Genomic DNA, 24,004 nt, shown 5'->3' with positions numbered 1-24,004 from the left:
CTGGATCCCCCGGGTGACAAAGGGGGGCAGAGCCAAGATATGCGCGGATTGGTAGGGAATGCTGCACTGCAGCGCAACTGTTTTGTTACAATCTGGCAAGATTTTTGCCAAAATTGGTCAATTTTATTTACCAGCGGTAGCCCGGAGGTTTCCCCGTGGTGGCCCAGACCGGTCAGCTGCGCGCCAGCAATCCGCCAGCCGCACGGGTGATTCGTCCCTCCACTTCCAGCGTCAGGATCTCCGCTGAAAGCTCTTGCGCCGGATGGCCCAGCTCCCGGATCAGTTGGTCTTCTGCCAGGGGGCACGGGCCCAGACGCGCCAAGATTTGGTCGTGCAGCTTGGTGGTGTCCGCCAGACTGCGCGCCGGTTTCGGGGCAGGGGGATCCCCCTGCTCGCTGGCTGCATCTTGGCGGGAATCAGGGCGGGGTGGCTGCGCAAATACGCCGCGCAGCGCGTCGAATACGTCATCGCTGTGGCGCACCAGAACGGCCCCATCCCGGATCAGCATATTGCACCCCGCCACGCGCGCATCAAACGGGTGCCCCGGAACGGCCAAAACCTCTCGCCCCTGATCCAGCGCATTGCGTGCGGTGATCAGCGTGCCGGACTTGGCGGCGGCTTCGACCACGATAACGGCCTGGGACAGGCCGGAGATGATCCGGTTGCGCAGGGGAAAATGCCGGGCCTGAGGGCTGCGTCCGATCGGTTGTTCAGAGATCCGCAGGCCGTGGCGGGCAATCCTGTGGGCCAGATCAGTGTTCTCGGACGGGTAGATCAGGTCAACCCCGCCCGGCATCACCGCAATTGTGGCGCCGTGCTCCAACGCGGCCATATGGGCGGCGCTGTCAATGCCCCGGGCCAGTCCCGATACCACAACATACCCCGCTTTGGTCAGGTCTGCGGCCAGTCTGCGCGCCATGCGCAGCCCCAGGGACGAGGCATTGCGCGCGCCGGCCAAGGCCACCATCGGGCGTGACAGGGCCGCGCGGTCGCCCATGGCCCAGAAAAACGGCGGTGCATCGGGGATCTGTGAGAGGGTTTGGGGGTAGTCTGCCTGTCCGCGGAAAATAAGCTGTGCCCCCGCCGCGGCACCCTGGCGGATTTCCTCTTCAGCTTTGGCCATCGGGCAGGGGTGATAGGTTTTTACACCGGCGCTGCGCGCGATCTCTGGCAAGGCTTCCAGCGCGTTTTGCGCCGACCCATGCGCGTCGATCAGTTTGTAGAAGGTGGAGATCCCTACGCGGTGAGAGCGCAAGAGGCGGAGCCAGGCGAGCTCATCTTCCGCACTGTGGGGTGAGGGGGTGGGGTGGGGGGAAGGGAATAAATCCACGGGCCTCAACCTGTTGTTCCGTCTCTTGCGGGATCAGCATGGCGGGCAAATGGTTAACGCGACCCTAACAGATTGTAGAAAATTTGGGAAAATTGCGAGAAATCGCATCACGCAGGCGGATCACTCGGGTGGATCACGCAGGTGGATTACTTCGGGGGGGAGAGGGCCGATTTCTCGCGCTGGGCGGAAAACACCGCCCAAAACACCGCCCCGACCAGCAGGCCCATCCCGGTGAACAGGAACAGGGCGGGCAGCGGGCTCTGCCCCGGTGTGCCCTGAATGTCGGTGATATAGATAAAGAGACCCGCCCCCCAGGCGCTCAGAACCCCAAGGGTGAGGGCAACGGAACGCGGAGCGCCGGTGCGGCGTCCGATCCCCCAAAACAGCGCCACCGCCAGCACCGTGAGCGGGGCCACATAGATCAGGCCAAAGGTGAAGCTTGCCGCGATGAACAGCAGAAAGGTGAATGGCAGGGTCACCAACTCGTATTCAAGCAGGCTGCCCCCGCCAAAGGCGACCATGCCTTCGATCAGGAAAAACGCAGCCCAGCAGGCCACGCCGATGGCAAAGAGCGCGGCGAGCGTCCAGAGGGTGGAGATGAGGTAAATCCGGAAAGCGGTGGGTGTATCGGTCATACTGTCTTTTGATCACCGGGGCTGCACAGACGCAAGGGGATTGCCGCATGGCCGGGCGCGTGCGGCTTATGTCCGCGTGTTGCGGTTTTACCTGCGCGGCGGCGGCAAATCCGGGGCGAAACGGGGGGCTAGAGCGTCCGACCTTAAACCTGAGATACGAATACCCTGTCATGCTTCGCATTCTCGGGACATTCGCGCCACATGATGTTTTAGGTAAAAGGTCGGACGCTTTAAGTAAGGTCTTTCTCAAAATACATCACTTCCAAAGGGAACGGCCCGTCTGATGTGTCCAGCTGGGCAATGGCAACCTCGCGGCGCGCCCAGCCATTGCGTATGTAAAACCGCTGCGCCCTCAGGTTTTCTTTCACACAGGCAAGGCGCGCCCGCCTATGCCCGGCTGCGGCGATGCGGCGCTCCCCATCCGTCAGGAGCAGATCGGCAAGCCCCGTGCCCTGGGCTGTTTCATCAACATAGATCTGGTCGATCTCCGCGCCCAGGGTCGCGCAAAAGCCAAGCGGGGCGCCAATTGGCCCCGCCGTTCTGGCGTTTTGACCAAATGCCGTCAGTCGCCGTTGAAAATCCTCGTCCGTGCGCAGAAGCGTCAGCGCCTTCGGGACGTAATGGCTGTGTGCTCTGATCCATTGCGCGCGCCAGAGATGGGCAAGCGGGAGGGTATCCTCCGGCAGAACATGTCGGATCAGAGCCTTTGTCACGCGGCCGCACCGCCCACCGTCAGCCCGCCGATCAGCAGGGTGGGCTGGCCTACGCCCACGGGCACGGATTGGCCGGCTTTGCCGCAGGTGCCCACGCCGGGATCAAGCGACATGTCATTGCCGATGGCCCGGATCTGTTTCATCGCCTGCGGTCCGTCACCGATCAGCGTCGCACCTTTCACCGGGGCCACGCGTTTGCCGTTTTTCACCAGATAGGCCTCGGTGCAGGAGAAGACGAATTTGCCATTGGTGATGTCCACCTGACCGCCACCGAACCCGACCGCATGGATGCCATCCTTCAGTTCGCCCAGCACCTCGTCCGGGGTGGCGTTGCCGCCTTCCATGATCGTGTTGGTCATGCGTGGCATGGGCGCATGGGCATAGCTTTCGCGCCGCCCGTTGCCGGTGGGGGCCACCCCCATCAGCCGCGCGTTCTGGCGGTCCTGCATATAGCCCAGCAAGATCCCGTCTTCGATCAGCACCGCGCGGCCCGTGGGGGTGCCCTCGTCATCCACCGACAGCGATCCGCGCCGGTCGGGCAGGGTGCCGTCATCGACCACGGTCACGCCTTTTGCCGCCACCTGCTGGCCGACCAGGCCGGAAAACGCAGAGGTGCCCTTGCGGTTGAAATCCCCTTCAAGCCCATGGCCCACCGCCTCGTGCAGCAGGATACCGGGCCAGCCATTGCCCAGCACCACATCCATCATCCCGGCGGGGGCGGGGATCGCGTCGAGGTTGACCAGAGCGATGCGCAGCGCCTCGCGGGCGTGGGCCTGCCAGCTGGAAGGCTCCAACAGGCCGGACAGACCAATCCGCCCGCCGCCGCCGGAACTCCCGCTTTCGCGCCGCCCGTCCTGTTCCACGATCACCGAGACATTCAGCCGGGTCATCGGGCGCGTGTCGGTCACAAGCTGCCCGTCCGGGCGCAGGATCTGCACCTCCTGCAATGAGGCCCCCATCGAGGCAGAGACCTGCACCACGCGGGTGTCCAGATCGCGGGTGAAGGCGTCGATTTCGCGCAGCGTGTCCACTTTCACTGCAAATTCCGCATCTTCCATCGGGTTTGCATCGGTATAAAGCCTGCGGTTGGTGGGGGTCGGGGCGTCAGCCCAGTGTCCGCCCCCGTCGCCCACCGCCAGCCGTGCGGTGCGGGCGGCGCGGGCTATGGCGGCCTCAGACAGCTCGGTGGAATGGGCATATCCGGTGGTTTCGCCCTTCACGGCGCGCAGTCCGAACCCTTCCGAGGCATCATAGCTGGCGTTCTTCAGGCGCCCGTCATCGAAGATCAGGGATTCGGAGCGGCGACGCTCGAAAAACAATTCGCCATCATCGGCCCCATCGGTGGCCGCGGCCAGCTGGGATGTGGCGCGGGATTGGTCGATATGGGTGTCGAAGGGGCGAAAATCGGTGGCTTTGGTCATCGGGTCCTCAAAAAACGGCGATTTGACATGGATCAATGCTTAACCTGCGAAGGTTTTCCTTGTCCCATCCGTTGTAATATGGTTTCAAACCAAAGAGAAACAATGGAATCCCGCGAAATTCCTCCGGTTGTCATTTTCGCCTGTGAAAGGGCGACGTGTCAGCGAGAGCACCGCGGGAGAGCCATTGTCCAGAAAACGATCCGGGTGGGGCCGAGGTGACGTGCGGCAAACCCCCGAACAGGGATGAAAAGACATATGAAGCGTTTCAGCAGCATGAAGGCCACTGCAACTGCCGTTCTGGCCGCCACCTTGACCGCAACCGGGGCATCGGCCCAGGACGTTCTGCCGGACAATCTGGAAGTGATCGGCAAGCCGGTGGATGGCGCCACGGGGTTCCAACCTGCGGCCACCAATATCGCTCAGGCCACTCAGGGTCTGGATGCGATGCTGCTTTACATCATTGTTGTCATTGCCCTTTTCGTCACGGCCCTGCTGATCTGGTGCATCCTGCGCTTCAACCGCCGCGCCAACCCGGAACCCGCAACCTTTACCCATAACACCCCGATCGAAATCGCCTGGACCATCATTCCGGTGATTATCCTGGTGTTCATCGGGGCCTTTTCGCTGCCGGTGCTGTTCAAGCAGCAGGTGATTCCCGAAGGGGATGTGGTGATCAAGGTGACCGGGTATCAGTGGTATTGGGGTTATGAATATCCCGAGCACGAGTTTGGCTTTGACAGCTTCCTGCTCGATAAATCCGCGCTTGAGGAGCATGGCTACAAGCAAAGCGATTACCTGCTGGCCACCGACACCGCCGTCGTGGTGCCGACCGGCAAGAAGGTTGTGATGCAGGTAACCGGGGCTGACGTGATCCACAGCTGGACCATCCCCGCCTTTGGCGTGAAACAGGATGCGGTTCCGGGGCGTCTGGCCGAACTGTGGTTCGAAGTGGAACCGGGCAATGAGGGCATCTATTTCGGCCAGTGTTCGGAACTTTGCGGCAAGGATCACGCCTATATGCCGATCACCGTGAAAGCCGTCACCCCCGAGGAATATGACGCTTGGCTGAAAGGCGCCGTGGCGGAATATGCCGGCAATCCCGACAGCCTGCCCGCCGCCCAATCCGGTGTGCAGGTGGCATCAGCCGAGTAAGACATTGCGCGGGCGTGCGGCAATGGATGCCGCTTGCCCCCTTTTACCCGATCCGCCCGCCGCCCCCTCCCGCCTGACCCTCCGGGACCACCCGTGACCAAAGGCAAGCGCAGAGGGACGGCCCGCCAAGAGTGAGGACAGATGAGCGACGCAAGTATTAACAGCAACCTTCAGGCCCCTTCCCAGATCGGTGATGCGGGGTTCGGCGACTATTTTGCGCTTTTGAAGCCGCGGGTCATGTCGCTGGTGGTGTTCACCGCCTTCGTAGGTCTTGTGGTGGCCCCGAACGGGGTGCATCCGCTGATTGCCTTTGCCTCTATCCTGTTCATTGCCGTTGGCGGCGGCGCGTCGGGCGCGCTGAATATGTGGTGGGATGCCGATATCGACCGCAAAATGCGCCGGACCCAGTCACGGCCGATTCCATCGGGGCGCGTGAGTGAAGGCGAGGCGTTTGCGCTGGGCATGACCCTGTCGGTCTTTGCCTGCGTCTTTCTGGCGCTCACGGCCAATTTCATGGCCGGGTTCCTGCTGGCCTTCACGATCTTTTTCTACGTGGCGATCTATACGATGTGGCTCAAGCGTTGGACGCCGCAGAACATCGTGATCGGTGGCGCGGCTGGCGCCTTCCCTCCGATGATCGGCTGGGCGGTGGCCACCGGGGGCGTGTCGGTTGAAAGCGTGCTGATGTTTGCCCTGACCTTTGCCTGGACCCCGCCGCATTTCTGGGCGCTGGCGCTGTTTACCAAGGGTGATTATGCCAATGCGGGCGTGCCGATGCTGACCGTGACCCACGGGCGCAAGACCACCCGCGCCCATATCCTTGGCTATACGCTGGTGCTGGCGATCGTGGCCATCGCGCTGGGCCTGACCTCGATCGGCGGGCCGGTTTACATGGCGGTGGCCGTGGTGCTGAACGCCATGTTCATCAAGGGCGCCTGGGAGGTTTTCCGCCGCGACGACACCGCATCGGATGCGGATAAACACAAAGCCGAGCGCGGCCTGTTCAAACTGTCGCTGCTTTATCTTTTTGCCCATTACGGCGCCCTTCTGATCGAAGCAGGGCTGAAACCTTACGGACTGGGAGGCTGGGGCTGATGACGTTCAAACCTGACCACGACCTGCACAAACGCCGCTTTGGCCGCAATATGGGGCTGGGCGCCGTGCTGATCGGTTTTGTCGTGCTGGTCTATGGGATCACCGTGGTGAAAACCTCGGAGCTTTATAAACCCGCGCCCGCAAGTTCCGCCGCAAAATCTTCAGCCGCGGAGGCATCTGAATGAGCCTGACCGCGCCCCAGAAAACAGCAGCCAAGATGGTCGGTGTGGTGATCGTGATGGGATCACTCGCCTGGGCATCGGTGCCGTTTTACGACTGGTTCTGCCGGGTCACGGGGTTTGGCGGCGCCACCAGCGTGGCAGAACAGGGATCGGACGTGGTGCTGGATCAGGAGATCCTGGTGCGCTTTGATGCCTCTCTGGAACGCGGAATGCCATGGGAATTCAAGCCGGTCCAGCATGACATGCGGATCAGGATCGGCGAGACGGGACTGGCCTTTTACGAGGCCTACAACCCGACCGACCGGCCCATCGCCGGCACCGCCAGCTATAATGTCGCGCCATATGCGGCAGGGGGTTTTTTCACCAAGATCGACTGTTTCTGCTTTGAGCAGCAGGTGCTGCAACCGGGCGAACGCGTGACCATGCCGGTCACCTTCTATGTCGACCCCGAACTCACCAAGGACCGCGAGGGCAAGTTCGTCAAGGCGATCACGCTTTCCTACACCTTTCACGAAACCGACCTGCCGGAAGAGGTTGCGAGACTGGCAACCGACGCGGATGCAGGCAATTAGGGTCTGGACAACAGACCGGACAAAACGGGGCTGATACATGCCCGGAGCAATAGGGACCTGAACGAAAAATGGCACATGCAAAGAACCACGATTATCACATTCTGCCGCCCTCGGTGAATCCGTTCCTCGGTGCGGTGGCAGCGTTTGTCATGCTGTTTGGCGCGGTGAAATGGATGGCAGAGGGCAGCTGGATGCTGTTTGCCGTGGGGTTCCTCGGCGTGCTTTATGTCATGTTCGCCTGGTGGTCGGATGTGGTGCATGAAGGGCAGACCGGCGACCACACCCCGGTGGTGAAAATCGGGCTGCGTTACGGCGTGATCCTTTTCATCATGTCAGAGGTGATGTTCTTCTCGGCCTGGTTCTGGTCCTTCTTCAAACATGCGCTTTACCCGATGACCGAAGGGTCCCCCAAGGTCGATGGCGTCTGGCCGCCCGCAGGCATTGAGACCTTTGACCCATGGCACCTGCCGCTGATCAACACGCTGATCTTGCTTCTGTCAGGCGCCGCCGTGACTTGGGCACACCACGCGATTGCCCATGAAAACAACCGCAAAGATCTGGTCAACGGTCTGGCCATTGCGGTGCTCTTGGGCGCGATCTTCACCATGTTCCAGGCCTATGAATACAGCCACGCCGCCTTTGGCTTTTCCGGCAATATCTACGGCGTGAACTTCTTCATGGCGACCGGCTTCCACGGGTTCCACGTGATCGTCGGCACCATCTTCCTCGCGATCTGCTGCCTGCGCGCAATGAAGGGCCACTTCACCCCCGAAAGCCATGTCGGCTTCGAGGCCGCCGCCTGGTACTGGCACTTCGTCGATGTGGTCTGGCTGTTCCTCTTTGCCGCTGTCTACATCTGGGGCGGTTGAACCTGACCCCAATTCGGTCCTAAGTGGGGCGTGGGAGAGATCCCGCGCCCTTTTCCGTTCCCAGTCAAAGGTCTGACCATGCGTTGGAAATTCATATTGGCGGCTGTGCTCAGCCTTGTTGTCCTTGGGATATTCCTCTCCTTGGGCACATGGCAGTTACAACGTCTGCAATGGAAAGAGGCGTTGATAGCCGAGATTGAGGCGAAGATTGGTGCAGCCCCTACCGACCTGCCGAAAACCGTCGACCCGGACCAGGACAAATACCTGCCGGTTCTGGTCAGTGGCGCGTTTGATGCGGGTGGGGTGTTTGTCCTCGGCTCCAACCGCGATTTCGGCGCCGGGCATCGGGTGATCTCAGCCTTCGCAATGCCGGACGGGCGGCGCCTTCTTGTGGATCGTGGGTTTGTGCCGGTGCGTGCCGGGCGGCCTGATCTAGAAGCCAGCGCCCCCATGACCCTCACTGGCAATCTGCATTGGCCCGCGGAGCGTGACGCCTATACGCCTGAGGATGACATCGCTGGCAACATATGGTTTGCCCGCGACGTGGACAAGCTCGCCACCCATCTTGGCACCGATCCGGTCCTGATCATTGCGCGGGAGCAAACCGACCCGGCGATCATCCCCATGCCCGTCACCTCTGCCGCCATCCCCAACCGCCATCTGGAATATGTCGGCACGTGGTTTTTGCTGGCAATCACATGGTCGGTGATGACAGGCTTTGCGCTTTGGCGTATGAAGCGCCGGAACGCCTGATGCGTCACGCTTAAAGGAAGATCAAGATGCGCTATGTTTCGACCCGAGGAGAGGCCCCGGTTCTGAGTTTCGAAGACGCCATGCTGACCGGGCTTGCCCGCGACGGTGGCCTTTATGTGCCCGAAACTGTCCCGACCATGACCCACGACGAAATTGCTGCGCTGGCGGGTGTCTCTTACGAAGAGGCCGCCTTTCGCGTGATGCGCCCCTTTGTCGAGGGCAGCTTCTCGGACGAGGAGTTCCGCGAGATTATCGCCAAGGCCTATGCCGGTTTCGGTCACGAGGCCCGCGCACCGCTGGTGCAGCTGGAGCCGGGGCATTTCCTGCTGGAACTGTTCCACGGCCCGACGCTGGCGTTCAAAGATTTTGCCATGCAGCTGATCGGCCAGCTGTTTCAGGTGGCGCTGGCCAAGCGCAATGAGACGATCACCATCGTCGGGGCCACGTCGGGGGACACCGGCTCCGCCGCGATCGAAGCGTTCCGCGGGCTTGAGAATGTCAATGTCTGCATCCTCTACCCGCATGGGCGCGTCTCGGAGGTGCAGCGCCGCCAGATGACCACCCCGGTTGAGGCCAATGTCCACGCGCTTGCCGTGGACGGGGATTTCGACGACTGTCAGGCGCGGCTCAAGGACATGTTCAATGATTTCGATTTCCGCGACGAGGTGAAACTCGCCGGTGTGAACTCGATCAACTGGGGCCGGGTGCTGGCACAGGTGGTTTACTATTTCACCGCCGCCGTGGCCGTGGGCGCGCCGCATCGCCGCGTCAGCTTCACCGTGCCGACCGGCAATTTCGGCGACATCTTTGCAGGCTACATTGCCAAGCAGATGGGGCTGCCGATTGACCAGCTGGTGATTGCCACCAACCAGAACGATATCCTGCACCGCACGATGGAAACCGGCGCCTATACCAAAGGTGAGGTGACCCCGTCGATCTCGCCCTCGATGGATATTCAGGTCAGCTCCAACTTTGAACGTGCGCTGTTTGACGCCTATGGGCGCGATGGAAAAGCGGTGCAAAGCCAGATGGCGGACCTTGCCACCGGCGGCTTCACCATCTCGCAGGGGGCGATGGAATACCTGAAGGATCATTTCACCTCGGGGCGTGCCTCGGAAGCCGAGACCTCGGCTGAGATCATGCGCAGCTTTGCCGCCACCGGCGAGGTTCTTTGCCCGCATTCCGCCGTGGGCGTGAAAGTGGCGCGTGAACATATGTCTGATACGGTGATGATCACGCTGGCCACCGCCCACCCGGCGAAATTCCCGGCGGCTGTGAAAGAGGCCTGCGGGCAGGATGCCCCGCTTCCCCCCCGTATGAGCGACCTGTTTGAGCGTGACGAACGTGTCACCCGCGTCGCGGGCGACCTGGACGCGCTGAAAACCGTGATCCGCGAAAAGATTGGACACTGACCTAGATGGCAATTGAAATCGGACGGCTGGCAAACGGCTTTCGCGTTGTGACAGAAAACATGCCGGGGTTGGAAAGTGCTTCGCTCGGGATCTGGGTCATGGCCGGTGGGCGCCATGAAACCGAGGCCCAGAATGGCATTGCGCATTTTCTGGAACACATGGCCTTCAAGGGCACCAAACGCCGCTCGGCGCTGGAGATTGCCGAGGCGATCGAGGATGTGGGCGGCTATCTGAACGCCTATACCTCGCGCGAGGTGACCGCTTATTACGCGCGCGTTCTGAAACAGGATGTGGCGCTGGCCTTTGACGTGATTTCCGACATCGTGCTGAACCCGGTGTTCGACGCGAATGAGATCGAAACCGAACGCGGCGTGATCTTGCAGGAAATCGGTCAGGCGCTGGATACGCCGGATGACGTGGTCTTTGACTGGTTGCAGGAGGTTGCCTTCCCCGATCAGCCGCTGGGCCGCACCATCCTGGGTCCGGTTGAGCGGGTGCAGAGCTTTACCCGCGACGATCTGGCCGGGTTCGTGGCCCAGCATTACGGCCCCGAACAGCTGATCCTGTCCGCAGCCGGTGCGGTGGACCATGACGAGATCATGCGCCTGGCCGAGGCCACCTTTGGCGGGCTGACCCGTGGCACCCCGCCTGCGCAGGTTGCGGCAGGCTGGGCTGTGGGCGAACGGCACGAAATTCGTGACGGGCTGGAGCAGGTCCATTTCACCCTCGGGCTGGAGGCGCCGAGCTATCGGGATGAGGCGTTTTACGCCGCCCAGCTGTTCAGCTCGGCCCTTGGCGGCGGCATGTCCTCGCGCCTGTTTCAGGAGGTGCGTGAAAAACGCGGTCTGTGCTATTCGATCTATGCGCAGGCGGGCAGCTATGATGATACCGGCATGATGACCATCTATGCCGGCACCTCGTCTGACGATATCGCCGATCTTGCCGGTCTGACGGTGCAGGAACTGACACGGGCGGCGCAGGATATGTCCGAACGCGAGATGGAGCGCGCCCGCACCCAGCTCAAGGCCGGGCTGTTGATGGGGCTGGAAAGCCCCTCGGCGCGGGTGGAACGCATGGCGCGGCTGCTGGGGATCTGGGACCGGGTGCCGGGGCTGGAGGAAACCGTGGCCAAGATCGACGCGGTCACGCTGGAGGATATCCAGCGGGTCGGGCGCAAGATGGCGTTTGACGCCCCGATGGCAATGGCGGTCTATGGCCCGGCGGCCAAGGCGCTGCCTCTGTCTGCACTGAGCGAGCGCAGGAAGGCCGCATGATGTTTGGCGCGCTTTCGACCCGTTCTCGAAAGAAAGTTCGGATCGAAACCGAGCGCCTGACGCTGCGCCTGCCGACCCATGGCGATTACCGCGCCTGGGCGGCTTTGCGCGCCTCAAGCCAGGATTTCCTGACCCCGTGGGAACCAAGCTGGGCGGCGGATCACCTGTCGCGCAAAAGCTTTACCAACCGGGTCTATTGGGCGGGGCGCTCGATTGCCAGTGGCACCGCGCTCCCGCTGTTCCTGATCCGGCGTGCCGATCAGGTGCTGGTCGGGGCCATCACCCTGGACAATATCCGCCGAGGCCCGGCACAGGCCGCCACTGCGGGCTATTGGGTGGGCGAATGTTACGCGCGCGAAGGGTATATGCGTGAGGCGCTGAATGCGGTGGTGCATTACGCGTTCAACGATCTTGACCTCAGCCGGCTCGAGGCAGGCTGCCTGCCGGAAAACCTCGCCTCGCGCGGGGTGCTGGAAAAAACCGGCTTCAAATATGAAGGTGTGGCGCAGAGTTATCTGCAGATCAACGGGCGTTGGCGCAATCACGTCCTTTATGCCAATCTGAGGTCGGATCGGCGTGGGCGCACCCAGGTGGGATAAGACCCGCCGGGCAGAGGGGCGCTTTCGCTCATGCTCAGGCGCGCTTTTGGTGGCCTCGCTGCGCTCGGTGCCTCCGGCGGGAGTATTTGGACCAAGAAGAAAGAGGGTGTGATGCGAGACGCGGATAAGGTGTTTGAGGCGCGGTTGCGGGGCCAGCTTCCCGAGGCCACGTTTCGCCCGACCGCCCCCCATTACCTCGAAGAACCGCGCGGGCTGTTTCGCGGGGGGGATGGGCTGGTGCTCGCGCCGGGGGATGTGGATGAGGTGTCCTTGATCGTCAAAGCCTGTCACGACGCGCGTGTGGCCGTAGTGCCTTATGGCGGCGGCACCGGACTGGTGGGCGGGCAGGTGATGCCTGCGGAGATCTGCCCGCGCCCAGTGATCTTGTCGATGGAACGCATGACCCGGATCCGCGCCATCTACCCAGACGAAAACGTGTTGGTGGCCGAGGCGGGTGCGATCCTTGCTGATGTGCAAGCCGTGGCCGAAGGGGAAGGACGGCTGTTTCCGCTTTCGCTTGCCTCGGAAGGGTCCTGCCGGATCGGCGGCTGTCTGTCCACCAATGCCGGCGGGGTGAACGTGCTGCGCTATGGCACTGCGCGCGCGCTCTGCCTCGGGCTGGAAGCGGTGTTGCCGGACGGGCGGATCTGGCATGGGCTGAAACGGCTGCGCAAGGACAATACCGGCTATGACCTGACCAATCTGCTGTGCGGGGCCGAGGGCACATTGGGGGTGATTACCGCCGCCAGCCTGCGCCTTGCACCGCGCCCCAGCGCGCAGGCAACGGCGCTTCTGGTGGTGCCGGGTCCGGCGCAGGCGCTGTCCCTCCTGTCACTTGCACAAGACCAGATCGGTGAGGGGATTTCGGCATTTGAACTGATCTCCGGCACCGGGTTTGCGTTTCTGACCGAGGCCGGCCTTGGCGGCCCGCCCCCCTTTGCACAGGCACCGGCCTGGTCGGTGCTGATAGATCTTGGGCTGGGCGGCGGGCAGGAGGCCGGACCGGCGCTGTTGCACCTGTTTGAGCTGGCACAGGAAAAAGGCTTGGTGAGTGACGGGGTCATTTCTCAGTCCGAAGCGCAGCGCGCGGCCCTGTGGAAACTGCGTGAAGAAATCCCCCTGGCAAACCGCCATGTGGGGGCCGTGTCTTCTCACGATATCTCGTTGCCACTTTCGGAAATCCCCGCCTTTCTGCTGCGCGCTGACGCCGCCATTGCCCAGCTCGGCCCGTTTCGCATCAACGCATTTGGCCATCTGGGGGATGGCAATCTGCACTACAATGTCTTTCCGCCAAAGGGGCAGCAGAAGCACGACCACGCCGCGCAGGCCGCCGACATTCGCGCCGCGGTCTACGATCTTGTCCAGAAAATGGGCGGATCCTTCTCCGCCGAACATGGGATTGGCCGGCTCAAACCGGAAGAACTCGCCCGCCATGCGGATCCGACGCGGCTCGCCACCTTGCATGCGATCAAACAGGCGCTCGACCCCAAAGGGATCATGAACCCGGGGGTGATGTTTCCCCCAGGCTGACGACCGGTCGCGGTCTGCGCCGCGCATCCTGCAAGGGTGATGGGGGTTTTCAGGTTTTGCTGTGATCTGACACCACGGGATAGGCTTTATTTTCTGGTGTCAAATATCCCGGGGTGAGGCCGTTAAAGCGTTTCGAGATTAACTTGAGTCACAAGTTGATTTCGAAACGCCCGCAACATCAGTAGGTTTCGAGCGTTTCGCCTCATTATTGTGTCTCAATAATAAGTCGAAACTCTTTAGGCCGAGGGGTGGCGCCCCTTTTCCCACCCCGTGCAAAACCTCTCGAAGAACGCCTCAGACACCTGTTTCTCCCATATCGGTCAAGCACAGGCGGTAGAAATCTGACCACGGGCACTGTCCGCCCAAACCAATTGGTCAAAACAGTGATGCCCTGCCTTTGGGTGAAGGCAGGGCATCGCACGGGGTCGATGAATATCGTCGTGCACAAGCAGCGTCTGTTGCTCCAACAGACAGGTCCTTCTCTAATGATCAAACCTTAACAACCCGTTCACGATGTTTGGGTTTTTCGGATTACAGCCCCTCAAACTCGCACAGGATATGCACATCCATTCCCATATCCTGCAAAATCTTGCGCCCGCCCAGTTCCGGCAGGTCCACGATGAAGGCGCAGCCCACGATGTCGGCGCCGACACGTTCGAGCAGCTTGATCCCAGCCCCCGCCGTGCCCCCGGTGGCCAGAAGGTCATCCACCAGCAAGACCCGCTCGCCGGGCTGGATTGCATCAGTGTGCATCTCGACCACCGCTTCGCCATATTCCAGCGTATAGGCTTGGGAATGGGTCTCACCGGGCAGTTTGCCCTTCTTGCGGATCGGCACAAACCCGGTGCCCAGCTGATGCGCAATCGCGCCGCCGATGATAAACCCGCGCGCCTCAAGCCCGACCACCTTGTCAATCGGCTGCCCCGCATAGGGGTGCAGCATCTGGTCGATCGCCATGCGCATCCCGCGCGGATCGGCAAACAGCGTGGTCACATCGCGAAACAGGATCCCTTCATGCGGGAAATCAACAATGGTGCGGATGTAATCTTTGACGGTCTTCATAGCTTTCCCTCGGTGGTGATGCGCATCAGGGCCTCAAGCGGTCCCCGGCGGAACTTACGCAACCAGAAAAGTGCAAACAATGCGCTTATCGTCACAAATCCAATGGAATAGGCAAATATTCCGGGGGACGACATCTGCCCGTCCAGCAGCCCCATTGCCTCCAACAGGCCCATGCCGATCACGATATGGGCGACGTAAAGTGTCAGCGTCATGCGACCGGGGGCCACAAACAGAAGCTCAACCCGGAGCAGTCGGATCAGCGGGGTGATCAGCAGGGTTGCGCCCAGCAGCGCGGTGGCCGCGGCCCCCGCGACCAGCATGTAAAGCGGACCGGGGGGCAGGGGGGCAGTGCCCAGAACCTCTCCCAATTCAGGCAGTTCGATCAGGCGTTGCGACAGGCGTTCACCCAGATAGGCCACAAGGGTGCCACCGATCAGAAGGGACAGCTGGACCGGCAGGTGATCAAGCTTCAGCCGGCCAAGCCACAGGCCAAACAGCAAGAAAGCCAGCCACGGGAACAGCGGATGCCAGCCGTTGAAAAGGGAATGGCGCAGAAAGCCCGTGAGGGTCCAGAAATCCGCATAAGCCAGCCGGTCCCAATCCCATCCGGCATTGTAATCCAGCGTGATCTGCGCCAGCGTCCCAAGCCCCACCAACAGGGCGGCCCCGAACAAAAGGCTGCGGTTGGTTGCGCCCAGAAACAGGGCGGCCGCTGCAAAGTAAAGCCCATAGAAATGCAGAATATCCGCATCGAAAATCAGCATATTTCCCATGCCGATTGCAAACAGGAACAGGGCACGCCGCAAAACCAGATGCCAGCGCGCCGATCCCAGAGCGAGGCTCACCCCCGCAAGGATTACGAACAGGGCGGCGGCGCGCCCTTCGATCAATATGGTGGTCGTGGCGGGCCAGTCCTCGGCCCAGCCAAGCGCGATATCCGCCCCGCCCCAGCCGCCCCCCGTGGCCAGCTCGGCCGCGATGCGGAAATTGACCAGCACCATGCCGGCAAAGGCCAGAAACCGTGCGATATCAATACCCTGATTGCGCATCAGAGCACGCGTCCCGCCACCGCATCCAGTTTGGCCAGCAGCGCGGGGTCACGTTTGTCGGGTGCGGTCATGATGGCGAAATCCAACGCGTGATCGCAGCCCTGCGGGCAGGTCGCATGGGTGACCCCCAGCAGTTTCGGCAGGCCTGCCACGAGGTCACGCGCCTTGGCCGCATTGTCGCCCACCGTGGCAATCACCTGCGCCACATCCACATTCTCATGGTCGGGATGCCAGCAATCGAAATCGGTGACCATCGCAATCGAGGCGTAGCACAGCTCGGCCTCCCGGGCGAGTTTGGCCTCGGGCATATTGGTCATGCCAATGACGTCACAGCGCCATTGCTCACGATACATCCGGCTTTCCGCAAGCGTCGAAAACTGCGGCCCCTCCATCGCCAGATAGGTGCCCCCCCGATGCACGGTGATGCCCGCCGCCCGCGCCGCTTCGAAACAGGCCTGCCCCAGCGGGTCGCAGGTCGGATGGGCCAGCGGAACATGGGCCACGCAGCCGGTGCCGAAAAAGCTTTTCTCCCGCGCGAAGGTCCGGTCAATGAACTGATCCACAATGACAAAATCCCCCGGCGGCATGTCTTCGCGGAAGGACCCGCAGGCCGAGATCGCAACCACATCCGTGACCCCCAACCGCTTCAGCGCGTCGATATTGGCGCGATAGGGCACTTCGGTGGGGGAATGCACATGGCCGCGCCCGTGGCGGGGCAGAAAGGCCATCGGAACTCCGTCAAGCTGCCCGGTCAGAATCTCGTCCGAAGGCGGCCCCCATGGGGTGTCCACCGCCTGCCATGTCGCGTCTTGCAGCCCGTCGATCTCATAGACGCCCGAGCCGCCGATCACGCCGATCATCCTGTCCATTCTGCCCTCCTCATATCTGTCTGGCGCGACTCTGGGCCGAGGGGTGTTGCGGTGCAAGAGAGAATCAGCGCAGATGCAGCAACTCCCGCACCAGTTTTCGTGCAAATCCAGGGGGACAGGCGCGCGCGCCGGGGTTTCAATTTGCGCCAATCCCCGTTAGGAACGCCTGAACGCGAACAATCCTTAACGCGTTTCGATTTCAATCTGGCACAGGCCAGAAATCGAACCGCGGCAAGAAATATCATAATGTCGACGTTTCAAGAGAAACCTGTGTGACAGGTTTGCCTCGAAACGCCCCAATCAGGTGACCCCATGCCCCGAGCTCTTCTGGCCCGTTATGCCGCCCGTATAGAACGCCCCGACCTGCGCCTGTCGCCCAGCGTCGCGCTGACACCGTCGCGGTTGAAAACCGAAATCCTGTCGGGCCTGACCGTGGCGCTGGCGCTGGTGCCCGAGGCGGTGGCCTTTGCCTTCGTGGCGGGCGTGCACCCGCTTGTGGGTCTGTATGCAGCCTTCATGGTGGGGCTGATCACCGCGGTGATCGGCGGCCGTCCGGGCATGATCTCGGGCGCGACCGGGGCGCTCGCGGTGGTGATGGTGGCTCTGGTGGCGGACCATGGGGTGGAATACCTGTTTGCCACCGTGGTGCTGATGGGGATCTTGCAGATCTTTGCCGGTGTCATGCATTGGGGCAAGTTCATCCGGCTGGTGCCGCATCCGGTGATGCTGGGCTTTGTGAACGGGCTGGCCATCGTGATTTTCCTGGCCCAGCTGACGCAGTTCAAACAGCCGGGCAATCCCGACGCGTGGCTTGCCGGCACCCAGCTTTACATGATGCTGGGCCTTGTTGGCCTGACCATGTTGATCATCTGGGGCCTGCCAAAAATCACCAGCATCATCCCCGCGCCGCTGGCCGGGATCGGTATTGTCGCCGGGGTGGTGATTGCTTTTGGGATCAACGTGCCCACCGTTGGGGATATGGCCTCGATCAAAGGCGGGCTGCCCAGCTTTCACTGGATGTTTGGCGAGGGTGAGGGGCTTTACGGCACGATGCTTGCGCCCTTCACGCTGGAAACGCTCTGGATCATCCTGCCTTACGCCGTGATCCTTGCGGCCATTGGCCTGATCGAAAGCCTTCTGACGCTGAACCTTGTGGGCGAGATGACTGGCCAGCGTGGGGGTGCGTCGCAGGAATGTATCGCGCAGGGCACGTCGAATGTGGTGACCGGATTTTTCGGCGGCATGGGGGGCTGTGCGATGATCGGCCAGTCGATGATCAACGTGAAATCGGGCGGGCGCACGCGCATTGCCGGCATCGCCGCAGCCCTGTTCCTGCTTCTGTTCATCGTCGCCGCCTCCAGCTGGATCGAGATGATCCCGCTCGCCGCCCTCGTGGGTGTGATGTTCATGGTGGTGATCGGCACCTTCGCCTGGAACTCGGTCCGGATCCTTACCAAAGTGCCGCGTCTGGATGCCTTTGTGATCATCCTGGTGACCGGCGTAACCGTTTACGAAGACCTCGCGGTGGCCGTGGTGGTGGGGGTGATCGTTTCGGCGCTGGCCTTCGCCTGGCAGAACGCCTCGCATATCCATGCCCGCACCCGTGTGGACGAAGACGGCCATCGCAAGGTCTATGAAATCGAAGGCCCGCTGTTCTTCGGATCCGTGGATGGGTTCCTGGAGCTGTTTGACGTGGAAAATGACCCAGAAGTCGTGGTGCTGGAATTTGCTGAAAGCCGTGTCGTGGACCAGTCCGCCCTGCAGGCAATCGAAGCGATTGCCGCGAAATATGAAGCCGCTGGAAAATCGATCCAGCTGCGTCACCTGTCGCGTGACTGCCACAAATTGCTGAACAAGGCTGGGCACCTGATGGTCGACAGCGATGACGACCCGGATTACGAAATTGCCGTGGATTACTCGGTCAAAACAGGGATCCTGGGCGGGCATTAAGCCCCCGCTCTGATCCAGAAGAAAGGGCGTCCCCGTTTGGTCGGGGCGCCCTTTTTTGTGCAAGATCCACCAGCAGATCACTCATCCGGGCGCTTCAGTTCAAACTGATCCCGCACCAATGTGTAATTGCGGTATCCCATCCGTGCGAGCAGCCCCTTTGCGGTTGGGTCAAAGATCCCATCGACCATACACTCGTCATTCAAATGCACGCCGACCACCTCACCGAAACAGACGTAATTTTCGGCACCGGGCAGGCGGGTGATCTGGGTCAGCTTGCATTCCAGCGCCGCAGGGGCGGCTGCAATCCGGGCGCAGCTGATCAGCTCGCAGTCGGTTTTCTCAAGCCCCGCGCGGGCAAATTCATCCACCTCGCGGCCATAGCTGCCCGAACTGACATTCATCGCATTTGTCATATCTTCCTGGATAAGATGCACGCAAAATACGCCGGTATTATTGATATTGTCCAAGCTGTCCTTGCCCAGATCGCGGTCAGGCTTTCCGGCGGTTGAGGCAAACATCACCTGCGGGGGATCATAGGCGACCCCGTTGAAAAACGAATAGGGGGCAAGGTTGTCACGGCCCTGCGCGTCGCGGGTGGCAATCCAGGCAATCGGGCGGGGGGTGATCACCGCATTGAACGGGTTATGTGGCAGGCCATGCCCGTTTTTTGGTTCGTAAAACATGCGCTTCTCTCTTTTCTCGGAGCTGCGATCTTGTTAGCAGCATCGCAGGGACAGAGGAAAGGGACAGAGGAGAGGGTGGCGCAGTGTATACGCTCAGCGTAGAACGGGATGAGGATTGGTGGGAGGTGGAAGCCCTCTATGACACCTGCTTTGCGCCGGGGCGTGAGGCGTTGTCGTCCTACCGTCTGCGTCACGGGGTGGCTCCGGTGCGCAGCCTGTCGATGGTTGCGCGTGACGGTGATGGCATTCTGGCCGGGGCGATCCGCTACTGGCCGGCGCTGATCGACGGGCACCGGATCCTGTTGCTGGGCCCGATTGCGGTGCACCCGACCCGGCAGGGCGAAGGGCTGGGTGGATTGTTGATGCGGGGCAGTCTGGATCAGGCCCGCAAGGAAGGCTGGCCGCGGGTTCTACTGGTTGGGGATGCGCCCTATTATCGTCGGTTTGGCTTTACCCGGCTCGATCATGTGACCATGCCGCCGCCCACCAACCCCGACCGGGTTCTGGGGCTGGAATTGCAGCCCGGGGCCTGGCATGGGGTTCAGGGAGCGGTTCGGAAGTTTGGCTCTGAATGAGGGCTCTTGCCCGCACTGCGCCTTCGGCGCTTGGGCGTAAGATGGCTGAGGGCGCAGATCGCGTGCGCAGGCGCTGACGGGCACCTCATAGCGAGCGCCCCCGGTGTGACGTCCCATGTGACGTCCCGCGTGGTCCGCTTTGAACCCCAGCCTGCTCCCCAGTCTTCTCCCCTGTGTGAGCTGACGTCTTGCCGTCCATAAAAACAGCAGTCCCACCCCGCAGAGCGTCACAAACATCATGGCAACCATCACGTCATCTCCTTTCAGGAGAGACCCTGCCACCGGTGCATGAAAAAGTGGTTAATCCGTGCCGCGAAAGCGTTTCGACCTCACCCTGAGACAGGGACAGGTCGAAACGCCTTATTCGGATTGAAAGGAATGGCGGTTGCGGGCAATCCAATCAACCACCGCCCCACGCACCGACTGATCCCCCGACAGGCGGGCATCGTCAATACAGGCGCGCAGCTCTTGCAGGTTGATCCGCCGGATCAGGCTTTTCACCGGGCCGATGGATGCGGGCCGCATCGAGAGATGTTTCATGCCGAGGGCCGCAAAACAGGCGGCTTCAATCGGGCGACCCGCATCTTCGCCACAGAAACTGAGCGGCGTGCCCACCTCTGCGCAGCGATCCACGATCTCTTCAATCACGTTCAGAAAGCTGACATTCAGCGTGTCATAGCGCCGCCGCACCCGTTCGTTTTCACGATCTGCCGCGTAAAAGAACTGTTTCAGGTCATTGCCACCGATCGAGATGAAATCCGCCATTTCAAAGAACAGCCGGGGGGCGAACACCATCGAGGGGGTTTCCAGCATGGCGCCGATTTCAAGCTTTTCGGGCAGGACATGGCCCAGCTTGCGTTCGCGCTCGACCTCGGACAGTAGCATTTCACGGGCGTCGCGAAACTCGTCCAGCTGGGCGATGAAGGGGAACATGACGGTGAGCGTGCGCCCTTGCGCCGCCCGGATCAGGGCCTGCAGCTGCATCCGCATCACGCCTGGCTTGTCCAGCCCCACGCGGATTGCGCGCCAGCCCAGGGCCGGGTTCGGTTCGTCCAGCGGGTTCATGTAAGGCAGCACCTTGTCCGAGCCGATATCCAGCGTGCGAAACACCAGCCGCTTGCCTTGGGCCGCATCCATCACACGGGCGTAGGTTTCGACCAGTTCCCCCCGGCGCGGCACTTTGGACACGGTCAGAAACTGCAGCTCGGTGCGAAACAGGCCCACGCCCTCGGCGCCGGAATTTTCCAGGCTGGGCAGGTCGGCCATCAGCCCTGCATTCATATGCAGCTTCACCTCGGTGCCGCAAAGCCCCTTTGCGGGCTTGTCGCGCAGGGAACGGTAGCGTTCCTGTTGCTGAGCTTCCATCAGCATCTTGTCACGAAACGCGCCAATGATGCTTTCTTCGGGGCGCAGATGCACGGTCGCATGTTCACCATCCACCAGGATGTGATCCCCGTTCAGCGCCTCGGTGGCGATGCGCCCGGCCTGCACCACAAGCGGGATGGCCCAGGATCGGGCCACGATGGCGGCGTGGCTGGCGACGGACCCTTCCTCAAGGATGATCCCCCGCAGACCACGCCCATATTCCAACAGCTCGCCCGGTCCGATATTGGTGGCGATCAGGATCGGGTTTTCCGGCATTTCCGCGCCGGTTTCGCGCCCCTGGCCGGTGAGGATACGCAGCAGGCGGTTTGACAGGTCATCCAGATCATGCAGCCGTTCGCGCAGATAGGGATCGGGCACCTGGCTCATCCGGGCGCGGGCCGCGGATTGTTCCTTTTCGACCGCTGCTTCGGCCGACAGGCCACGCGAGATGTCGTCTTCCATCCGGCGCATCCAGCCCTTGGAATTGGCAAACATCCGGTATGCTTCGAGCACCTGCATATGCTCTTTGTCCTTGGTTCCGGCCCCGCGCTGGGCCGTTTCCAGAAGTTCGTCGACCTTCAGGCGCAGCTCTTCGACCGCTTCTTGCAGGCGGCACAGTTCGACAGCGGGATCATCCGCCACCGGGTTTGTGACCACCACGCGCGGTTCATGCAGCCAGACATGGCCCTCTGCAGCACCTTCCTGGCCGATCTGACCCTGAAAGGTTGCGGGGCGCTGGTGCAGGGCGGCCATGGCGGCGCCTTCGCCGATAAAGGCCCCCAGCTCGGTCATTTCGGCCAGCACCATGGCGACCACTTCCAGCCCGTAAAGCTCGTCGGAACTGTATTCGCGCGCCTCTTTCGACTGGATCACCAGAACGCCCAGCGTTTCACCCAGCCGTTGCACGGGCACGCCAAGGAAGCTGGAATAGATCTCCTCGCCGGTTTCCGCCATGTAGCGAAACCCTTTTTCCGAAGGGGCGTCCTTGGAGTTGATCGGGCTTGCGGTTTTTGCCACGCGGCCAACCAGCCCTTCGCCCATGCGCAGCCGGGTCTTGTGCACTGCTTCGGGGTTCAGCCCTTCGGTGGCGCAGAGTTCCAGCGTTTCCGCGTCACGAAACAGGTAGATGGAGCAGACCTCCACCCCCAGGCTTTCGGCAATCAGCGTGGTGATCCGGTCCAGCCGCTCCTGCCCCTCGGACGCGGCGGCCAGGGTTTCGCGCAGGCTGACCAGGAGCTTGCGACTGTCGGATTGCGGGCGTTCTGCCATTGTCGTGCCTCTCCCTTGCACGGCTTCGCCCAATTGGGCGGTGTTCCTTGAGAACCTGAGTGCCCGATGGCAGGCGAATTGTCCAGCGTGGCAATATATACAGGCAAGCGGGAATGGGACGCTAAAGATCGGTCCGGGGGAAACTTTCCTTTTGACAACAAAGGCTTGCTTTTTTGGTGGTGGGGCGGCGGGGTCGTAACAACCATAGCGTGAAATCTCAAATCTTTCTGCATTGCCTATCAAATGGTCACTCCTACCGGGGGGAGGCCCAAGGAACAGGCCATTTGCAACGCGTTCAACACCGGGACATTGCCCTTCGAGTTGGGTGTCGCTCGGGAAAATGTTCTTTTTCCCCACTGCAATCTGGCGCTGGGTGGGAAGCTGACCTAGCTTTGTTGTAAATTCCTCCCGAAAATCGGGATTTCCAGACAAAAGGACTTTGCTATGACTGTGCGACAAACCAATGGCCGTGGGCGGCGTTACGCATCCGTGCTGGAAACCGTGGGGGACACGCCGGTGATCCGGCTGAACCGGATCGGTCCGGATCACGTCAATCTGTTCGTCAAGCTTGAGGCGGCCAACCCGGCGGGGTCGGTCAAGGACCGGCTGGCTTTGAATATTATCGAAGCGGCGGAACGCTCCGGTGCGCTCAAGCCGGGACAAACGGTGGTTGAGGCCACCTCGGGCAACACCGGTATTGGTCTGGCCATGGTCTGTGCCGCCAAGGGCTATCCGCTGGTGGTGACTATGGCTGAAAGCTTCTCGGTTGAGCGTCGTCGCCTGATGCGGTTCCTGGGGGCAAAGGTGGTGCTCACCCCCAAGGAGCTCAAAGGGTTTGGAATGTATTCCAAGGCCAAGGAGCTGGCCGAGAAAAACGGGTGGTTCCTTGCCAGCCAGTTTGAAACCGACGCCAATGCCGACATCCATGAAAACACCACCGCGCGAGAGATCCTTGCCGATTTCGAGGGGGAAAAACTGGATTACTGGGTGACCGGCTATGGCACCGGCGGCACGGTTTCCGGCGTGTCGCGGGTGCTGCGGAAAGAAAGCCCGGACACCAAGATCATCCTGGCGGAACCCGCCAATGCGGCGCTGATCAGCTCGGGCTATGTGAACACCCGCAACGAGGAAAATCAGCCCACCGAAGGCCACCCGGATTTCAACCCGCACCCTATACAGGGCTGGACCCCGGATTTCATCCCCCATGTGCTGCAAGAGGCGCTGGACAAGGGCGGTTATGATCAGTTGATCAAGGTGCCGGGGCCGGATGGCATTGCGCTCTCGCAGCGATTGGCCGCAGAAGAGGGCATCTTCGTCGGCATCTCGGCAGGCGCCACACTGGCCGCCGCCCTTGAGGTCGCCAAGGATGCCCCGGAGGGCGCAAATATCCTTGTCATGCTGCCCGACACCGGCGAACGCTACCTGTCCACCCCGCTGTTTGAAGGCATCGCGGAAGGGATGTCCGAAGACGAAGTGGCGATTTCGCAATCCACCCCTTACGGGCAGATGGGCTAAGCGCCTCACCTGGAATACGCTCCCCCGGCCTTCGGGGCGCGGGGGAGTGCAGGGGTTTTTCGGGATGCAGCGCAAGACGGAAATGTCAGCGGCGCCCCCGAATGCCCGCCTGCCTGAGCTCCGCCATCGG

22 protein-coding genes are annotated in these 24,004 nt (G+C 61.6%); 13 read left to right on the top strand and 9 right to left on the bottom strand.

Annotated elements, in window-relative coordinates; genetic code table 11:
• Window positions 1-172 precede the first annotated feature (172 nt).
• From dprA to tldD, 4 genes are all read right to left on the bottom strand, one after another.
• Entirely contained in the window at window positions 173-1,255 is a 1,083-nt protein-coding gene (gene dprA / locus K3J57_RS09670; protein ID WP_259795603.1) for a DNA-processing protein DprA, read from the bottom strand.
• A 221-nt stretch (window positions 1,256-1,476) separates the two neighbouring features.
• Window positions 1,477-1,965 carry a hypothetical protein gene (locus K3J57_RS09665; RefSeq protein WP_259795601.1) on the bottom strand — a complete coding sequence of 163 codons (489 nt, stop codon included), beginning with the start codon at window positions 1,963-1,965 and terminating at the stop codon, window positions 1,477-1,479.
• Window positions 1,966-2,195: 230 nt separating this feature from the next.
• A complete protein-coding gene (locus K3J57_RS09660) occupies window positions 2,196-2,678 on the bottom strand; it encodes a GNAT family N-acetyltransferase (RefSeq protein ID WP_259795599.1) in 483 nt (160 codons plus the stop codon).
• Window positions 2,675-4,099 carry a metalloprotease TldD gene (gene tldD / locus K3J57_RS09655; RefSeq protein WP_259795597.1) on the bottom strand — a complete coding sequence of 475 codons (1,425 nt, stop codon included), beginning with the start codon at window positions 4,097-4,099 and terminating at the stop codon, window positions 2,675-2,677. Before tldD ends, K3J57_RS09660 begins: the two co-directional genes overlap by 4 nt.
• Before the next feature lie 255 nt (window positions 4,100-4,354).
• Here tldD and coxB point away from each other — a divergent pair, with 255 nt between their 5' ends.
• The 10 genes from coxB (at window position 4,355) to K3J57_RS09605 (ending at window position 13,537) form a co-directional block, all read left to right on the top strand.
• Window positions 4,355-5,251, top strand: a complete 897-nt coding sequence (gene coxB, locus K3J57_RS09650) for a cytochrome c oxidase subunit II (RefSeq protein ID WP_259784025.1) — start codon at window positions 4,355-4,357, stop codon at window positions 5,249-5,251.
• A gap of 141 nt (window positions 5,252-5,392) precedes the next feature.
• The gene (cyoE, locus tag K3J57_RS09645; RefSeq protein ID WP_259775575.1) at window positions 5,393-6,346 is read left to right on the top strand and encodes a heme o synthase; all 954 of its coding nucleotides are present in this window, start codon (window positions 5,393-5,395) and stop codon (window positions 6,344-6,346) included.
• A complete protein-coding gene (locus K3J57_RS09640; RefSeq protein WP_259791120.1) occupies window positions 6,346-6,531 on the top strand; it encodes a cytochrome c oxidase system small membrane protein in 186 nt (61 codons plus the stop codon). The genes cyoE and K3J57_RS09640 overlap by 1 nt, the downstream gene beginning before the upstream one ends.
• Entirely contained in the window at window positions 6,528-7,100 is a 573-nt protein-coding gene (locus K3J57_RS09635) for a cytochrome c oxidase assembly protein (protein WP_259784016.1), read from the top strand. The genes K3J57_RS09640 and K3J57_RS09635 overlap by 4 nt, the downstream gene beginning before the upstream one ends.
• Window positions 7,101-7,168: 68 nt before the next feature.
• The gene (locus tag K3J57_RS09630; protein WP_055189669.1) at window positions 7,169-7,969 is read left to right on the top strand and encodes a cytochrome c oxidase subunit 3; all 801 of its coding nucleotides are present in this window, start codon (window positions 7,169-7,171) and stop codon (window positions 7,967-7,969) included.
• A 78-nt stretch (window positions 7,970-8,047) separates the two neighbouring features.
• Complete coding sequence (locus K3J57_RS09625) at window positions 8,048-8,722, top strand: SURF1 family protein (RefSeq protein ID WP_259784014.1); 675 nt, start codon at window positions 8,048-8,050, stop codon at window positions 8,720-8,722.
• Between the two features lie 26 nt (window positions 8,723-8,748).
• A complete protein-coding gene (thrC, locus tag K3J57_RS09620; RefSeq protein ID WP_259795595.1) occupies window positions 8,749-10,134 on the top strand; it encodes a threonine synthase in 1,386 nt (461 codons plus the stop codon).
• A 5-nt stretch (window positions 10,135-10,139) separates the two neighbouring features.
• Window positions 10,140-11,408 carry a M16 family metallopeptidase gene (locus tag K3J57_RS09615; protein WP_259784011.1) on the top strand — a complete coding sequence of 423 codons (1,269 nt, stop codon included), beginning with the start codon at window positions 10,140-10,142 and terminating at the stop codon, window positions 11,406-11,408.
• Entirely contained in the window at window positions 11,405-12,007 is a 603-nt protein-coding gene (locus K3J57_RS09610; protein WP_055189664.1) for a GNAT family N-acetyltransferase, read from the top strand. Before K3J57_RS09615 ends, K3J57_RS09610 begins: the two co-directional genes overlap by 4 nt.
• A gap of 111 nt (window positions 12,008-12,118) precedes the next feature.
• A complete protein-coding gene (locus K3J57_RS09605) occupies window positions 12,119-13,537 on the top strand; it encodes an FAD-binding oxidoreductase (protein ID WP_259795593.1) in 1,419 nt (472 codons plus the stop codon).
• A gap of 531 nt (window positions 13,538-14,068) precedes the next feature.
• On the opposite strand, the gene K3J57_RS09600 is transcribed toward K3J57_RS09605, so the two are convergent.
• The 3 genes from K3J57_RS09600 to K3J57_RS09590 are packed head-to-tail and all read right to left on the bottom strand — an operon-like array spanning window position 14,069 to window position 16,517.
• The gene (locus K3J57_RS09600) at window positions 14,069-14,599 is read right to left on the bottom strand and encodes an adenine phosphoribosyltransferase (RefSeq protein ID WP_055189662.1); all 531 of its coding nucleotides are present in this window, start codon (window positions 14,597-14,599) and stop codon (window positions 14,069-14,071) included.
• Window positions 14,596-15,648, bottom strand: coding sequence for a DUF418 domain-containing protein (locus K3J57_RS09595; RefSeq protein ID WP_259795591.1), 1,053 nt, complete (start codon window positions 15,646-15,648; stop codon window positions 14,596-14,598). The genes K3J57_RS09600 and K3J57_RS09595 overlap by 4 nt, the downstream gene beginning before the upstream one ends.
• Entirely contained in the window at window positions 15,648-16,517 is an 870-nt protein-coding gene (locus tag K3J57_RS09590) for an S-methyl-5'-thioadenosine phosphorylase (RefSeq protein ID WP_259795589.1), read from the bottom strand. The genes K3J57_RS09595 and K3J57_RS09590 overlap by 1 nt, the downstream gene beginning before the upstream one ends.
• 312 nt (window positions 16,518-16,829) lie before the next feature.
• On the opposite strand from K3J57_RS09590, the gene K3J57_RS09585 reads away from it, so the two are divergent.
• Window positions 16,830-18,467 (top strand): SulP family inorganic anion transporter, encoded by a 1,638-nt coding sequence (locus K3J57_RS09585; RefSeq protein WP_259783997.1) that lies wholly within the window; start codon window positions 16,830-16,832, stop codon window positions 18,465-18,467.
• Between the two features lie 77 nt (window positions 18,468-18,544).
• On the opposite strand, the gene K3J57_RS09580 is transcribed toward K3J57_RS09585, so the two are convergent.
• The gene (locus K3J57_RS09580) at window positions 18,545-19,150 is read right to left on the bottom strand and encodes a flavin reductase family protein (RefSeq protein WP_259795587.1); all 606 of its coding nucleotides are present in this window, start codon (window positions 19,148-19,150) and stop codon (window positions 18,545-18,547) included.
• 83 nt (window positions 19,151-19,233) lie between these two features.
• On the opposite strand from K3J57_RS09580, the gene K3J57_RS09575 reads away from it, so the two are divergent.
• A complete protein-coding gene (locus K3J57_RS09575) occupies window positions 19,234-19,725 on the top strand; it encodes a GNAT family N-acetyltransferase (protein WP_259783993.1) in 492 nt (163 codons plus the stop codon).
• Window positions 19,726-20,085: 360 nt separating this feature from the next.
• Here K3J57_RS09575 and ptsP read toward each other — a convergent pair whose 3' ends face one another.
• Window positions 20,086-22,359, bottom strand: coding sequence for a phosphoenolpyruvate--protein phosphotransferase (ptsP, locus tag K3J57_RS09570; RefSeq protein WP_259783990.1), 2,274 nt, complete (start codon window positions 22,357-22,359; stop codon window positions 20,086-20,088).
• A gap of 444 nt (window positions 22,360-22,803) precedes the next feature.
• On the opposite strand from ptsP, the gene cysK reads away from it, so the two are divergent.
• Window positions 22,804-23,874: a cysteine synthase A gene (gene cysK, locus K3J57_RS09565; RefSeq protein ID WP_259775563.1), complete on the top strand. Its 1,071-nt coding sequence runs from the start codon at window positions 22,804-22,806 to the stop codon at window positions 23,872-23,874.
• Window positions 23,875-24,004: the final 130 nt, after the last annotated feature.

The organism is Aliiroseovarius crassostreae, assembly GCF_025137635.1.
Lineage (GTDB): Bacteria > Pseudomonadota > Alphaproteobacteria > Rhodobacterales > Rhodobacteraceae > Aliiroseovarius > Aliiroseovarius crassostreae.
Note: the sequence above shows the minus strand (reverse complement) of the source record. Positions and strands in the feature narration are given on the sequence as shown.